The sequence below is a fragment of the Brucella sp. GW823-FHT04E01 genome (genome assembly GCF_058796175.1).
In genome coordinates this window covers 833,994-848,833 of the sequence record NZ_JBXAIK010000001.1, presented here as the reverse complement: position 1 = coordinate 848,833, position 14,840 = coordinate 833,994, and the positions used below count along the sequence as shown (strand labels likewise).

The window sequence follows — 14,840 nt, the reverse complement described above, 5'->3', positions numbered from 1 at the left end:
CATCATGGACGCGAGTGCAAAGGTTCGGCGGCTTGCCGCTTGGTCTATTCCCGTTGCTTTTGGTGTGATGGGTCTGAAATATCTGGCCTATGCATTGACCGGTTCCGTGGCCCTTTATTCGGACGCGCTGGAATCCATCGTCAATGTGATCGCGGCAATCGGCGCTTGGTGGGCCATTCGCGTCAGCTATCTGCCCGCCGATGACAATCATCCCTTCGGTCATCACAAGGCCGAGTATATTTCGGCTGTCGTGGAAGGCGTTCTGATTACGGTCGCCGCACTTTTGATCTTCCGCGAAGCCTGGTTTGCGCTTCAATCACCGCGAACGCTCGATGAACCCTGGCTTGGCCTTGGCATCAACACGGTAGCCGCAGTCATAAACGGCTTGTGGGCATCATTGTTGATTCGCACTGGTCGCAAGTTCCGCTCACCTGCGCTGGAAGCCGACGGCAAGCACATCATGACCGATGTGTTCACCTCCGTGGGCGTTCTGGTCGGTCTTGTCGGTGCGGTCGTGACCGGTTGGGCCATACTCGACCCGCTGCTTGCTATTCTGGTGGCAATCAACATTCTCTGGCAGGGCTGGCATGTCATCAATTCCTCGGTGCAGGGATTGATGGATATCGGCGTCGAGCCGACCGAGGAAATGCGCATTCGCGATGTGATTTCGGCCAATGCGGGCGGCGCTATCGAAGTTCATGACCTGAAGACCCGTATCGCTGGCCGTGTAACCTTCATCGAGTTTCATCTGGTCGTTGCGGCGGAAATGAGCGTCGGCGATGCCCATGTGATTTGCGACCGTATCGAAGATGCCCTGAAGAAGCAGATCGACAGCGCGCGCGTGGTGATCCACGTCGAGCCGGAGGATGAGGCAAAGCTGCCGCCGGGAACCAGCGCGGTGCCCTTCGCCTGAATGAAATACTGTCTTGCACAGTACAAATCGCGCGTGTAAAAGCTTTTCCATGACGATCAGAAACGCAACATCCTTGGAACATTCCGCAGCCGCCTTCGGCGCGCGCGTTGATGTTTGCGTTCTAAACTCGCTTCTTACCCTCGGCCTTAGCGGCGATCGCCGGGCTCGCTGAAAGGAGCGTCCGGCGGTCGATCTCCGGTCGCAGGCCTGTGCTCCTTTCCAGAAAACCCTTATAATCGATCAGTAGTATCCGCGCTTGACGGGCTTGAATGCCGTCGAAAGCCGGGAGGAAACGAAAATGAATCAGTCCGTCGCCACGCCGCAATCGAAATCCATTTCCGAGCGCAAAGGCATGCCTACTGCAGGCAGCAAATATTCGCCTTTCCCGGTTCCGCAGCTCGATGACCGCACCTGGCCGTCCAAGCGTATCGAAAAGGCACCGATCTGGTGTTCGGTCGATCTGCGTGATGGCAATCAGGCCTTGATCGACCCCATGGGCCATGACCGCAAGGAGCGCATGTTCCGCCTGCTGGTCGATATGGGTTTCCCGGAAATCGAAATCGGTTTTCCGTCCGCTTCGCAGACGGATTTCGATTTCTGCCGCTGGGCCATCGAACAGGGCAATGTTCCCGACGAAGTGGATTTGCAGGTTCTGGTCCAGTGCCGCCCAGAACTGATCACGCGCACTTTCGAAGCGCTTGAAGGCGCCAAGTCGCCGATCATCCATTTCTACAATTCCACCAGTGAATTGCAGCGCCGCGTGGTCTTCGCCAAGGATGTTGGCGGTATCAAGCAGATCGCGACCGACGCTGCAAAGATGATCATGGATATGGCTGCGAAAGCGGGGGGCGGTTATCGCTTCCAGTATTCGCCCGAAAGCTTTACCGGCACTGAGCTGGATGTGGCGCTGGAAATCTGCAATGCGGTCATCGAGATCGTGAAGCCGACCGCAGACAACAAGCTGATCGTCAACCTGCCTTCGACCGTCGAGATGAACACGCCGAACATCTATGCCGACCAGATCGAATGGATGTGCCGCAACCTCGACAATCGTGAGAACCTGATTGTCTCGCTGCACCCGCATAATGACCGTGGCACGGGCATTGCTGCAACCGAACTGGGCTTGATGGCTGGTGCCGACCGCGTTGAAGGCACGTTGTTCGGCAATGGCGAACGCACCGGCAATGTCGATGTGGTGACGCTGGCGCTCAACATGTATACGCAGGGTGTGAACCCTGAGCTGGACTGCACCGACATCAACCGGATGAAGGAAGTCTATGAATATTCGAACCAGTTGAAGATTGCCGAGCGTCATCCTTATGTCGGCGAGCTGGTCTATACGGCTTTCTCCGGCTCGCATCAGGATGCGATCAACAAGGGCATGAAGGCGCGCCGTTCGGCCAATTCGCCGATCTGGGAAGTGCCCTATCTGCCGATCGACCCGCAGGATGTGGGCCGTTCCTATGAAGCGATCATTCGCATCAATTCGCAGTCGGGCAAGGGCGGTATCGCCTATATCCTGCAGGCGGATTATGGCTTGAACCTGCCGCGCAACCTGCAGGTCGAGTTCCGCGAGATCATCCAGAACATTACCGATGAAGAAGGCAAGGAACTGCCGTCGAAGCGCATTCACGAGGCGTTCCAGCAGCTCTATGTGACGCAGCCCAATGCCCGCATCAAGTTCGTCGATCATCACACCATGCCCGATCCGGAACAGAAGGGCCGTCGTATCCTGACCGCCGAAATCACCGATAACGGCGTGACCAAGAATATCGAGGGCAAGGGAACGGGACCGATTGACGGCTTTGTCGACGCGCTGTCGAAATATCTCGGCGTGAAGATGTCGGTCGTTGACTATTCCGAACATTCGCTACAGCAGGGTTCGGATGCTTCGGCCATCTCCTATGTCGAAATGGCTCATCCGGGCGGCAAGCTGTTCGGCGCCGGTATCAACGACAATATCGTCAGCGCGTCGCTGGAAGCTATTGTCTCAGCTGTCAACCGGGTGATTGGTAAGTAGTTTCAATAGCATAACGCTAGTGAAAGGCGGCACATCGTGCCGCCTTTTTCCTATCTTGTGGTAATTATCAATTGTTGAGGCGGTTCACGAAAATAGCCTCCAATTATTAGCCTTTGAAATGTGATAACGTTTCATTTAGATCGATTAGTGTATTATTTAAAACTAATTGGTGTTCAATGAATCGTTTTTTACTATGTGTTGTTTCTTTAACCGTTATTTCCGGATGTGCGTCGCAGGCAAATAAAATTGAACCAAGTTACGCATCATCAGCGGCTTATGGTTCTCTTTCCTGTCGTGCTCTCAAAGAAGAAGGTGTTCGTCTTTCTGCCAGCGCGGCGACGGCGGTTGGGCGTCAAAACTCGGCAGCAAAAAATGATGCAATCAAAACAGGCGTCGGTCTGGTGTTGTTCTGGCCAGTATTGCTGTTCAATGAGGGAAATGGTGTCAAGGCTGCGGAAGTTGCTCGTCTAAAGGGCGAGATGCAGGCTCTGGAACGAGCTGCAGGACAGAAGGGGTGCAACATCACGTTCCGCAATTCTTAGAAATCAGTTGGAGCTGCCGTTCCCGGCGAAAACTGCGTCAACTTTAGGGAATCAGCCAAAATCGGACAAGAAACGGCGCTTCGGCGCCGTTTTTGTTTTGGAGTTAATAAAGCACGCGCTCGTTGAGCTTGGTTATTTTCTCGCTGGCATCGGAAACGCCGTGCTCTTCCATGAGGCATGACCAGCTGCCGTCAGACCGCTTATCGATATTGAATATATTATAGCGGGCAGCCGGTTTATGGCCGCCGAAATTCTGGCTTGCAGACGGCACGCTGATAACGGGAATCTTGCCGTTCGGCCCGTCGATCTCGTAATGCGTGATAAGATGCGTATGGCCGTGAAGAACCAGCTCTGCACCGTGTTTGCGTATGATCTTCTGGAAACGGCGAATACCATAGAGGCGTTTATGGGCAGGCGTTGCACCATAGATCGGCGGATGATGGATCATCACAATACGGAAGAGCCCACGAGCGCCAGCTTCATCCAGCATTGCGGCCAGACGTTTTCCTTGTTCAGACCGGAAGTCGCCGCTCGCCATGAAGGGGGCCGTCGCACGCGCTGACGAAACGCCGATCAGCGCAATGGGTCCGCGCACGCGCATATAGGGAAATTGCGGGCGATTGTCTTTGTTGTCGATGCCGTCGCCGCGCATCCACGGTTCCCATTTCCGGCACGACTTGTCGAGCGCGCCCGGAACATAGGCATCATGATTACCGGGAACGACCGATACATCGTCCGGACTACCCAGTTTGGACAACCAGTCGTGGGCAATATCGATTTCGAGATTGAGCGCCAGATTGACGAGATCGCCCGTCACCGCGATATGATCCGGCGTTTGCGCCTGCATATCATCAATGAGAGTGTCCAGCACGGTTCCGTGCATCGCATTTTTGCGATTGCGCAGCCAGTTGATATAGCCGGTGATACGCTTCGATGCCAATTCGCGATATCGCACGCGCGGCAGAGGCGAAAGGTGTATATCGGAGATATGGGCGAGACGAAACATAAGGCCCATTTACTGGATAATGCGTGAAACCGAAACCTGTTTAGCGACTTTTTGTTGATGTCATTGCTGTTTTGGATAGAGGTATATTGCCTCGCGGAGAGACGGTATGCGCTTTCGTCATTTCATATTTCATACTTATTTTCTAATGCGACGTCCGATGACGCTGGGCGTCAGGGCTATTGTCTTCGATGAAAAGAAGAATTCCGTTTTTCTTGTGAAGCATACCTATGTCCCCGGATGGCAATTGCCGGGCGGAGGCGTCGAACGCGGCGAGACCTTCGGGCAGGCGCTGGAAAAGGAACTGCGCGAGGAGGCCAACATCGTTCTGAAAGGCCCACCGCAGCTTTTTGCGCTTTACAAGAATGCGCATGCGTCGCCGCGCGACCACGTGGCGCTTTATGTATGCAGGAAATTCGAACAGACGGCCCCGCGTTTGCCGGACCGGGAAATCGCAGAATGCGGTTTCTTTCCTCTGGACGATTTGCCGGAAGGGACGACGCCGTCAACCAAGCGGCGTCTGCAGGAAGCGCTTCACGATCTGGAACCGCTTCCGCTTTGGTGAAGGCACATTGGCTGCGCCTTCACCGTGACATGCGTAATTTTAGAAGCGGTAGGTAACACCCGTACCGATCAGCCATGGATTGAGCTTGGCCTTGCCGCTGACTTCCGTGCCGCCGATCAGGGTGGCATCGAACTTGGGCTCCAGGAACAGCTTCTTGACGTCGAAGTTCACGCCCCAATGCTCGTTGAGCATGTAGTCGAAGCCAATCTGCAGCGCGCCGCCGAATGCATTCTTGACCTTGAGATATTCAACGCCAGTCGCATCCTGATTGTAGAACATGGTGTAGTTCACGCCCGCGCCGACATAAGGCTTGAAGGCGCCGAAATTGGTGAAGTGATATTGCATGGTGAGGGTCGGAGGCAGAATCCATGCCTTGCCGATCTTGCCCAATCCGTCGATTGAACCGGCGCCATTGATATTGGCATAGGTCGTGCCGAGAATGAGTTCGGCAGCGAAATTATCGGTGAAGTAATAGGTGATGTCGAGTTCAGGTGTGATCGACTTCGAATAGTCGAGATCAGAACCCGAAATGCCGTTCACATAGCCGGAATTCTGGGGGATGACGCCGAGTGCGCGCACACGGATCTGCCATGGCGACAGGGCTTCCGGAATGGCCTGAATTTCAGATGCAGGCTGTGCTACCACGGCGTCCGCAGCAAATGCTGCCGGCGCGGCAAAGGTCAGCGCGGTTGCGGCCAGCAATCCCCTCGTGAAGCGGTTCATCTTCTCTCTCCTTAAGTCGTGTTCGGTCTTGTCAGTCTTGTTAGCCTTGGGGGGTAGTGATGTGTGCAATCTGGACCGCGCAACGAAACGCCCCATTGATCGAAATCAAAGGGGCGCAAGAGATTTGAGAGAGTGCTGATGTTCTAACAATAGTGTTGCAGGAAAAACGCAGTCCCGTTTGGTCAGGCTTTCGGAAACCGACCCCGGTCATGCGGCGCAGAGAAGTTGATCTCCGGTCCGAGCGGCACAATGCCCGTCGGATTGATGTTCTTGTGGCTGCGATAATAGTGGCCCTTGATGTGCTCCATGTTCACGGTCGAGGCCACGCCCGGCACCTGATAGAGTTCACGCGTGTAATTCCAAAGGTTCGGGTAATCGGCAATACGGCGCAGATTGCACTTGAAATGGCCAACATAGACCGGATCGAAACGCAAGAGCGTCGTGAACAGCCGCCAGTCCGCTTCTGTCAGGCGGTCGCCGGTCAGATAACGCTGGCGCGAAAGCCGATCCTCAAGCGAATCGAGTGCCGCGAACAATTGCCCGAACGCTTCCTCATAGGCCTCCTGCGTGGTGGCGAAACCGGCGCGATAAACCCCGTTGTTGATATTGGGGTAGATGAAATCGTTGAGGGCATCGATTTCACCGCGCAACGCTTCCGGATAAAAGTCGAGCGAAGCGTCACCGAAATCGTTGAAAGCGGTGTTGAGCATGCGGATGATTTCCGCTGACTCGTTGGACACGATTGTCTGTTGCTCTTTGTCCCAGAGCACCGGCACCGTGACGCGGCCGGAATAGTTTGGATCGGCGCGAGTGTAGATTTCATGCAAACGCTTTGCACCGTAAAGTGCATCGCCGGTGCTGCCGGTCGTGCCGTAGAAGGTCCAGCCTTCTTCCGCCATCAGGTAGTCCACGACCGATACCGAGATGACATCTTCAAGTCCCTTCAGGGCACGGAAGATCAGCGTGCGATGCGCCCACGGACAGGCATATGAAACGTAGAGATGGTAGCGCCCAGGCTCAGCCTTGAAGCCGCCTTCGCCCGTCGGACCGGCGCTGCCGTCTGCCGTTACCCAGTTGCGGAATTGTGATTTCGAACGTTCAAAGCGGCCTTTCGTGCTCTCGGTGTCGTACCAGACATCGTGCCACTTGCCATCGACCAGAAGTCCCATGTGATTTCTCCTTTTGCAAAGAGAATAGGGCGAGAACCGCCATTTTGCAGCATTGCAAGCCGTGAACAGTGCGTAACGGTTCCAAAAAGATCAGTCTAAGCCGCCATTTTGAAAAAAATAGTTTTACCTCTGTCCATTTTGGTGTAATGCAACTTCCAAATTGCGGTCATTCAAACGCCGACCGCCAAGGAGAACGATTAATGGAAATGCTTTTCATCCGACGATGAAACTTGAACCGCGCCCAAGCGCGGAATGCATTCCATTGACCTGATGGTCCCCGACTTCTCCTATTGCGATCTAAGCCCATGCAGCAGCTTGAACTGACCTACGCGCAGGAATGCCCGGCGCACGACATTGAAATCGAAGCCATCAATGCCGAAGCCTTCGGACCCGGCCGGTTTACCCGGGCCGCGCATTTTATCCGTGAAGGTGGTCCGCACGCCCTCGACCTTTCCTTCGTTGCGCTGATGGGCGGCATCGTCGTTGGCTCAGTACGGCAGACGCCGGTTATCGTCGGCAAGACGCCCGCACTCCTGCTTGGACCACTTGCTGTGCGGCCTGAGTGGAAGAAGCGGGGCATTGGCGGCAAGCTGATGCGCATGTCGCTGGAAGCGGCGAAGAAGGCCGGTCACAAGCTGGTTATTCTCGTCGGCGACGAGCCCTACTACGGTCCGTTCGGTTTCAAGATGGTGCCTGCTGGCTCCATGGTCATGCCAGCATCGGTCGATCCGCGCCGGATGCTTGCCTGCGAACTCGCAACCGGTGCGCTGAACGGTGTCAGCGGCATCGTGCGCCACGCCAACCGGGCAAAATAGTTAAATGAGGGGAAAGCGAGGGGCGGTTTACCGCCCTTCGCGATACCACATGCTGCCGAAGACGAAGAGCAGCAGGCCGAGCGCCAGGAAGCCGGAGAACAACGGCAGGCGATTGACGCTTTTCAGCTGCGTATCCGAGGTTTCACGCAGGCCAATCCAGTCGTTGCCGCTGGCGCTACGGTTGCCGCTGATTGCGGTAATCGTGGGAACCCGGACCGAACTATCGGCACTTGCATGCACGCGATGGACCGAGCCACCGGCCGCTTCAGCGAGCGGCTTCAAACGATCCGTTGTGGAGATACTGTCCGCAAATTCCGGCGCATCGATCGGCCCGACATGGGCCAGTGCTTCCAGATCGCCGTTTTTCACCCGGAAGATGCCGATCTCGTCCGTTTGCTGCGAACCTTCAAACAGGCCTGGCTTGCTGGGCGCAAGATTGACCTGCAATTCCTTGCCGGATGGGGTCGAGACGGTTGCAACACCCGGATTGTCGCCCATGGTCTGGCGGCGGATGGAAAGGGTGCGGCCATTGCCTGAGGCGGTCAGCGCCTCTTCCTCCAGTTCCGGCTCCTGCATCAGCCAATGGGCGATACGGCGATAGAGCGAAGCATAAGGGCCGCCGCCTTCGAAGCCGCGCGCCCAAAGCCAGCCCTGATCGGAGAGGAACATGCCGACGCGGCCTTTTCCGACGCGGTTGAGAACCAGCAACGGCTTGTTGTCCGCGCCACTCATCACTGTTTCGCCCTGCGGCGCGGTGATGTCGATGGTGCGGAACCAGCGGCTCCAGTGCGGCGGCTCCTGTTCGCTGCCATCAAGCCCGCGCGTGACGGGGTGGCGTTTGCCGATCGTCGTGAGGCGTGGATAGAACGCCTTTTCCGTCACGGCACCAGTCGGCATGGCGGGCAGGGCGCTATAAAGCGGCGTGCGGGCAATCGACATTTCGCCTGCATATTCCGGGCCGGCTGCGACCAGCAAGGCACCGCCATTCTCCACATATTGCGCAATGTAATCGTAATAGAGGAGCGGCAGCACATCGCGGTGCTGATAGCGGTCGAGAATAATGAGGTCGAACTCGTTGACCTTGTCCACGAAGAGTTCGCGGGTCGGGAAAGCGATCAGCGACAATTCGTTGATCGGAGTGCCGTCCTGCTTTTCCGGCGGGCGCAAAATGGTGAAGTGAACGAGATCGACGGCGGCATCGGATTTCAGCAGGTTGCGCCATGTGCGTTCACCATTGTGCGGCTCACCGGAAACGAGCAGCACGCGCAGGTTCTCGCGCACGCCGTCCACGGTTGCGACAGCGCGATTGTTGGTGTCTGTTACTTCACCGGGAAGCGCTGGCGTGGCGATTTCGACAATGTTGACACCGGCGCGCGGCAAGGTGATGGTGACGGGTGTTTCCTGCCCGACCTGCGCTTCTTCCTCGCTGACGGTTTCGCCATTGACGCGGATTTCGACCGGCGCAGGGCTGCCGAGGTTTTTGCCTTCATCGATCACCGTAAACGACATTTCGAGCGGCTTGCCGCTGATGCCATAACGCGGTGCCTTGTTGAAGCGGATGCGGCGGTCGAATTCGTCCGGCTTTCCGGTCACGAGACCATGCAGCGGCGCATCGAAGCCGAGCGCATTCTTGTTACCTGGGATGTCGTGCACCTGACCGTCGGTAATCATGATCGCGCCCGCGACGCGGGACGGTGGCACGTCGAGAAGCGAACGTGCCAGCGGCCCAAAAAGCCGGGTTGCATAACCGTCTTCGTTTTCGCCGGGCTTACCTGCTTCTACCACGCGGGTTTCAAACTGCGGCATGGTGGCAAGCTGGTCCTGCACCGCCTTCAAGGCAGCATCAGTGTCGGCACGACGGCTGCCGAGTTCCTGGCTCTGGCTGCGATCTACGACCACCGAGACCACGCTTTTCAGCGGTTCGCGTTCTTCATTGATGATGACGGGATTGAAAAGCGCGAGCGCAAGTGCCGCCGCAGCCAGCAGACGGATCAGACCGCCGCGCATCCGTAACGCAATCGTGGCCAGCACCAACAGCGCCAGCGGCACGAGGATGGCAATCAGCCAGGGCGTGGAGAGGAACGGTTCGAATTCGATATCCATTCTCACCTCCTACCGCCGTTCGCGTTCACGACGAGGGGAAAAGAGAAGCGGGATCGGGCGATGACGTGGCTGCAAAACATCATGCTAGTTCCCCAGCCGTTCGATGAGGTCCTTGGCGTGGACCTGATCGGATTTGTAGTTGCCGGTCAGCATATACATCACGATATTCACGCCGCCGCGAATGGCATAGATGCGCTGCATCGGATCGTTTGGCACAGTCGGGAGCAGCGGATTGCCTTGCTCATCCACAGCCCATGCGCCAGCGAAATCATTGGCTGTAATCATGATCGGCGTCACGCCGTCGCCGGTGCGCACGGGGCGCTCCCGTGGCGAAGCGTTCGGTGTCGAAGCCTCCACCCACAGTGGGCTTCCTTCATAGCGACCCGGAAAATCGGGCATGATGAAGAAGGATTTGGTCAGCACATGATCGTCAGGCACGGGTTCCAGCGGCGGAACGTTCATGCCGTCGAGAATGGCGCGCAGGCGCTGGTTGGCGGGTGAGGCGGACGGATCGAGGCTGGCTCCGGCCTGCAACTGGTCGCGCGTGTCGAAAAGCACGGTGCCGCCTTGCTGCATATAGGCATCGACATTGGCAATCGCTTCCGGGCTCGGCATCGGTGCCTGCGGGTCGATAGGCCAGTAGATCAGCGGATAAAAGGCCAGTTCGTCCTTGGCGGGGTCGACGCCGATAGGGTCGCCCGGTTCGAGTGCGGTCTTGTCCATCAGCGCGAAGCTCAAGCCCCGCATGCCTGCCTTGCTGATGTCGTCGGTCTGGGCGCTGCCGGTGATGACATAGGCAAGATGCGTCTGCGAGACGGAGTTGATGATCGCCTCGTCTCCGGGCTTGCTGTCGTCATGCACCTGCTCTTGAGCCCCAGACTGGGATTGAGTCTGTGCTTTTGCTTCGCCCATTCCGGAAGGAAGAAGGTTGAAGGCGAGGGAACCGGCCAACAGAACAGCTATTCCCGCCACCTTGGCACGCACTTTCATGCGGCGACGGAAGGCCCCGCGCAGCCACAGCATCAAAAGCGTATCGAGTGCGAGAAGCATTGCGGCGATCGCAAAGAATGGACCCGCCAGTGAAATCGACTGGTCCGATGTATAGGAGGCAGGTGTTATTCCGACGGAAAGTGTCGGCTGGGCAATGGGTTGCAGCTTGATGTTCGCACCTTCGAAGATGTTGAGCGCTTTCAAGCCGTCCTCATTGCCATAAAAGCCGGGCGGCGTGTTGATGCTGACGCTGGCCTGCTTGTTCTTTTCGACGATCAGTGGCTTGGCCTCGGATGTCGGCGGGGTCAGCGCGCCGGAAGCCGAAAGCAGCTGGTAGGGCGGCAGAGAGACCGAAGCCTGATTTTCCTGCGCGCCGGTTCTCTGTGACAGCGACACGATGCGGCGCAGCATTTCCACGAAGGAACCCGAAATGGGCAGGCTCGACCAGCTGGCATCGGGAGAGATGTGGAACAACACGATATTGCCGCGTCCGCGCTGTTCGCCGGTCACAAGCGGCGTTCCATCCTGAAGAACGGCGTAAGCCTTGTCGTTGAGATCGAACGACGGCTCGGCAAGAACCTGCCGGGTGACGGTCACATCATCGGGGACAGCCAGACCGGCAAAAGGTCCCTTGTCAGGAAAAATGCGCAGCTTCTGCGGTTCGGACCAGGACAGCGTGCCGCCCAAGGCGCGCTCGCCCTTGCGCAATTTCACCGGCAGAAGCGGATCATTGTCGCTGGCACCGGCAAGGCGCGGGCCTGCGAACCGCACCAGCGTGCCGCCGTCCTCGATCCATTTGGAAAGCTGTTCGGTGACAGGCTGTGGCAGCGTGCCGATATCGGCCATGATGAGGATCGACGGCTTTGCATCCAGCACTTCCGGCACGGATTGCAGAAGATCGGCAGAACGTGGTTCGATCAGATTGACATAGGGCGACAGGGCACGGGAAATATAATGCAGCGGCGAGAGAAGGGGCTGCGCCAGATCGCCGTCACCGCTGGCGATAAGGCCGACGGTGCGCCGTTCCGATCCTGCATCAATCAGCCGTGTTGCGCCTGCCTGTTCGATACCATCGACACGGATCAGGCGGAAATCGTTGCGAAGCTCCACTGGCAGGTTGAACCGTGCCGTGCCTTCCGCACTTCCAAGCGCGAAGGAAAGCGGCGCCTCGGCGATGCGGCGTCCCTTGTCGTCATAGGCAGCGGCAGTGAGCGTGCGCGGAGCCGATACGCCTTCCGGGCGGATGGCGACGGCTTCCAGACTGTCAGCCTTGTTGTCTATGCCGGTCAGCGCCAAAGTGCGGCTGAGGCTCGCGCCATACCAGAGAACGGAGGCGAGATGCCCCGACTTGTCCAGTTCTGCGAAGGTTTCCGCATCATCTGATGATGCCAGTCCGTCGTTCATGAAGGCAAGGCGGACCTTTGTATCCGCGGGCAAGGTGGAAGCCAGTCGGTCCATTGCCGACTTGCGGTCAACCGGGATCGGGCGCGGCTCCAGTGCCTGAAGGCGCTCGGCAGCACTCTTGCCGTCATAGGGGCCGATTTCGGCGTTGGCCGGTTCCGCCGAACCCACGATGTAGATCGGAGCATTGCTGCCCTCTGCATCGGAGATGAGTTTTTCGGCAGCATTGACCCGCTGTTGCCAGTCCTCGGCGGAAGCCCAGCCATTGTCGATGACGATGGCAAGCGGCTCATTGCCGGACAGCGCGACCGGACGCGGATTCCAGACCGGCGAGGCAAGTGCGAGAATGACGAGCGCGGCAATCAGCAGCCGCAGCAGCGTCATCCACCATGGACTTTTCGACGGCACTTCCTCGCGCTTGAAAACCTGCGCCAGAATGCGAAGCGGCGGAAAGGTTTCTTCCTGCGGACGCGGCGGCGTCATGCGCAAAAGCCACCAGATGACCGGCAGGGCGATCAGCCCCGCGAGAATGAGCGGCGAACCGAAGGCGAGCGGCAGAAAATTCATGTGCGCGCGCCTCCCGCTGCAGGCAGGGCGGCGCTCAAGTTTCCGCTGGTGCTCAGCGCATCGTGAAGCCGTGCCAGTGCTTCCGCCGTCGGCCTGTCTGTCCGGTGGACCGTATAGCTCCAGCCGAGCCGCTTGCAGAAATCCGACAGGGTTTCACGGCGCGCAATGTAGAGGCGGCGATAATCGTCCGCATAGGTTTCGGCCCGACCGGCGACGAGCGTGGCGCCGGTTTCAGGATCGCGGAATTCGGTGCGGCCCGAATAGGGAAATGTTTCTTCGGCAGGATCGGCAACTTCAACCAGATGCGCGCGGACACCGCGTTGTGCCAGACGGTCGAGAAGATCGGTCAGTTCATCGAACGGATGCAGGAAATCCGATACGAGGACGACTTCCGAAAAACGGCGGATCTGGGTGATGTCGGGCAGTGCTGCAACCGGCGCTTCGTGCATCAGCGCTGCCGCCAGACGTTCAGCTCCGTTGCGGGCAGAAAAAGGCTGGATCAGCGCCGGAAAGGCAATGCGTTCGCCCGAGCGCGATAAAAGTTCGGCAAGAGCGAGCGTCAGCACGAGCGAACGCGCTTCCTTGGAAACAGGCGCGAGCTGCGAGCGATAGAGCATTGAGGGCGAGAAATCGCACCAGAGCCAGACCGTATGGGCGGATTCCCATTCGCGGTCGCGGACATAGGTATGATCGTCGCGCGCGGAACGCCGCCAGTCGATACGGGCAAGGGATTCGCCGTCCACATAGGGGCGGAACTGCCAGAAATTTTCGCCGGGACCGCGTTTGCGCCGTCCGTGCCAGCCATTCATGACGGTGTTGACCACGCGCTGAGCTTCAACCAGCAGATCGGGGATAGCCGCTGCCCGCGCACGGGCGCGAGCAAGTGTCTCCTTGCGATCTGCGGTGGAAACTTCTGCGCCAATGACCATCAGACGGCAGCCTTTACCAAATTTGCGATGACGTCACGAATATGCATGCCGTCGGCGCGCGCAGCAAAGTTGAGCGCCATGCGGTGCTGAAGGACTGGCTCGGCCAGTGCCTTCACGTCGTCTACGGATGGGGCGAGACGGCCTTCATAGAGCGCGCGAGCGCGTGCGCAGAGCATCAATGCCTGGCTGGCGCGGGGGCCGGGACCCCAGGCGATGTGCTTCTTCGCATGGTCGTTATCGGCATCGGGACGGGCGGAGCGCACCAGCTTGAGGATTGCTTCCACAACGCTTTCCGACACCGGCATGCGTCGCACTAAAGTCTGCATTTCGATCAGCCGTTCGGCGTTGATGATCTCATAGGCCTTGGCCTCGGAAACGCCGGTTGTTTCCAGAAGAATGCGGCGTTCCGCATCCAGTTCCGGATAGAGAATGTCGATCTGCATCAGGAAGCGATCGAGCTGGGCTTCCGGCAGCGGATAGGTGCCTTCCTGTTCCAGCGGGTTCTGTGTCGCAAGCACATGAAACGGTGCGGGCAAGTCGTAGCGCTGGCCCGCGACCGTGACATGATATTCCTGCATGGCCTGCAAAAGCGCAGACTGCGTGCGCGGCGAAGCACGGTTGATTTCGTCAGCCATCAGGAGCTGCGCGAAGATCGGGCCCTTGAGATAGCGGAAGGAGCGGCGCCCGTCGGCATCTTGTTCCATGACTTCCGAACCGATGATGTCGGATGGCATCAGGTCGGGCGTGAACTGGATGCGCTGGCCGGAAAGGCCGAGCACGGTGCCCAGCGTTTCGACCAGCTTGGTCTTGGCGAGACCCGGTACGCCGACCAGCAAGGCGTGCCCGCCAGCCAGAACGGCGACGAGCGTGCGCTCGATCACGTTTTCCTGACCGAAGATCACAGTCCCGACGCTTTCCTTGATGCGTGCGATGTCCGCGAGCGCCCGTTCGGCCTCCGCGACGATCTGTTCGGGATTGGCGGTTTCAGGCGTAACGATAACGCTCATGTGGACCTCGCAATATGACCGCTCTGGCGGAAGTGCCTTATAAATCGCATATAGTGCTGACAAGCCGCGAAACGGTGACTATTTCATGACTTC

Annotated in this window: 12 protein-coding genes; 5 read left to right on the top strand and 7 right to left on the bottom strand. The window is 58.0% G+C overall.

Annotation, left to right across the window (positions count from 1 at the left end; translation table 11 throughout):
* The first annotated feature begins 4 nt into the window (after positions 1-4).
* From AC1RHM_RS04240 to AC1RHM_RS04230, 3 genes are all read left to right on the top strand, one after another.
* The gene (locus AC1RHM_RS04240; RefSeq protein WP_010659582.1) at positions 5-913 is read left to right on the top strand and encodes a cation diffusion facilitator family transporter; all 909 of its coding nucleotides are present in this window, start codon (positions 5-7) and stop codon (positions 911-913) included.
* A gap of 298 nt (positions 914-1,211) precedes the next feature.
* Complete coding sequence (gene leuA, locus AC1RHM_RS04235) at positions 1,212-2,933, top strand: 2-isopropylmalate synthase (RefSeq protein WP_010659584.1); 1,722 nt, start codon at positions 1,212-1,214, stop codon at positions 2,931-2,933.
* A 176-nt stretch (positions 2,934-3,109) separates the two neighbouring features.
* Positions 3,110-3,475 carry a hypothetical protein gene (locus AC1RHM_RS04230; protein WP_010659585.1) on the top strand — a complete coding sequence of 122 codons (366 nt, stop codon included), beginning with the start codon at positions 3,110-3,112 and terminating at the stop codon, positions 3,473-3,475.
* Positions 3,476-3,578: 103 nt separating this feature from the next.
* Here AC1RHM_RS04230 and AC1RHM_RS04225 read toward each other — a convergent pair whose 3' ends face one another.
* Positions 3,579-4,481, bottom strand: coding sequence for a metallophosphoesterase family protein (locus AC1RHM_RS04225; RefSeq protein ID WP_010659586.1), 903 nt, complete (start codon positions 4,479-4,481; stop codon positions 3,579-3,581).
* Positions 4,482-4,587: 106 nt separating this feature from the next.
* On the opposite strand from AC1RHM_RS04225, the gene AC1RHM_RS04220 reads away from it, so the two are divergent.
* On the top strand, positions 4,588-5,043 hold the full coding sequence (locus tag AC1RHM_RS04220) for an NUDIX domain-containing protein (protein ID WP_010659587.1): 456 nt from the start codon (positions 4,588-4,590) through the stop codon (positions 5,041-5,043).
* A 39-nt stretch (positions 5,044-5,082) separates the two neighbouring features.
* Here AC1RHM_RS04220 and AC1RHM_RS04215 read toward each other — a convergent pair whose 3' ends face one another.
* Positions 5,083-5,766, bottom strand: coding sequence for an OmpW/AlkL family protein (locus AC1RHM_RS04215; protein ID WP_010659588.1), 684 nt, complete (start codon positions 5,764-5,766; stop codon positions 5,083-5,085).
* A 182-nt stretch (positions 5,767-5,948) separates the two neighbouring features.
* Positions 5,949-6,935 carry a glutathione S-transferase family protein gene (locus AC1RHM_RS04210; RefSeq protein WP_010659589.1) on the bottom strand — a complete coding sequence of 329 codons (987 nt, stop codon included), beginning with the start codon at positions 6,933-6,935 and terminating at the stop codon, positions 5,949-5,951.
* A gap of 305 nt (positions 6,936-7,240) precedes the next feature.
* Here AC1RHM_RS04210 and AC1RHM_RS04205 point away from each other — a divergent pair, with 305 nt between their 5' ends.
* Positions 7,241-7,750 carry a GNAT family N-acetyltransferase gene (locus AC1RHM_RS04205; protein ID WP_010659590.1) on the top strand — a complete coding sequence of 170 codons (510 nt, stop codon included), beginning with the start codon at positions 7,241-7,243 and terminating at the stop codon, positions 7,748-7,750.
* Positions 7,751-7,777: 27 nt separating this feature from the next.
* On the opposite strand, the gene AC1RHM_RS04200 is transcribed toward AC1RHM_RS04205, so the two are convergent.
* The 4 genes from AC1RHM_RS04200 to AC1RHM_RS04185 form a co-directional block, all read right to left on the bottom strand.
* Entirely contained in the window at positions 7,778-9,853 is a 2,076-nt protein-coding gene (locus AC1RHM_RS04200; RefSeq protein WP_010659591.1) for a glutamine amidotransferase, read from the bottom strand.
* Positions 9,854-9,937: 84 nt separating this feature from the next.
* Entirely contained in the window at positions 9,938-12,811 is a 2,874-nt protein-coding gene (locus tag AC1RHM_RS04195) for a DUF4159 domain-containing protein (RefSeq protein ID WP_010659592.1), read from the bottom strand.
* On the bottom strand, positions 12,808-13,740 hold the full coding sequence (locus tag AC1RHM_RS04190; RefSeq protein WP_010659593.1) for a DUF58 domain-containing protein: 933 nt from the start codon (positions 13,738-13,740) through the stop codon (positions 12,808-12,810). The genes AC1RHM_RS04195 and AC1RHM_RS04190 overlap by 4 nt, the downstream gene beginning before the upstream one ends.
* Positions 13,740-14,747 (bottom strand): AAA family ATPase, encoded by a 1,008-nt coding sequence (locus AC1RHM_RS04185; protein WP_010659594.1) that lies wholly within the window; start codon positions 14,745-14,747, stop codon positions 13,740-13,742. The genes AC1RHM_RS04190 and AC1RHM_RS04185 overlap by 1 nt, the downstream gene beginning before the upstream one ends.
* Positions 14,748-14,840 lie beyond the last annotated feature (93 nt).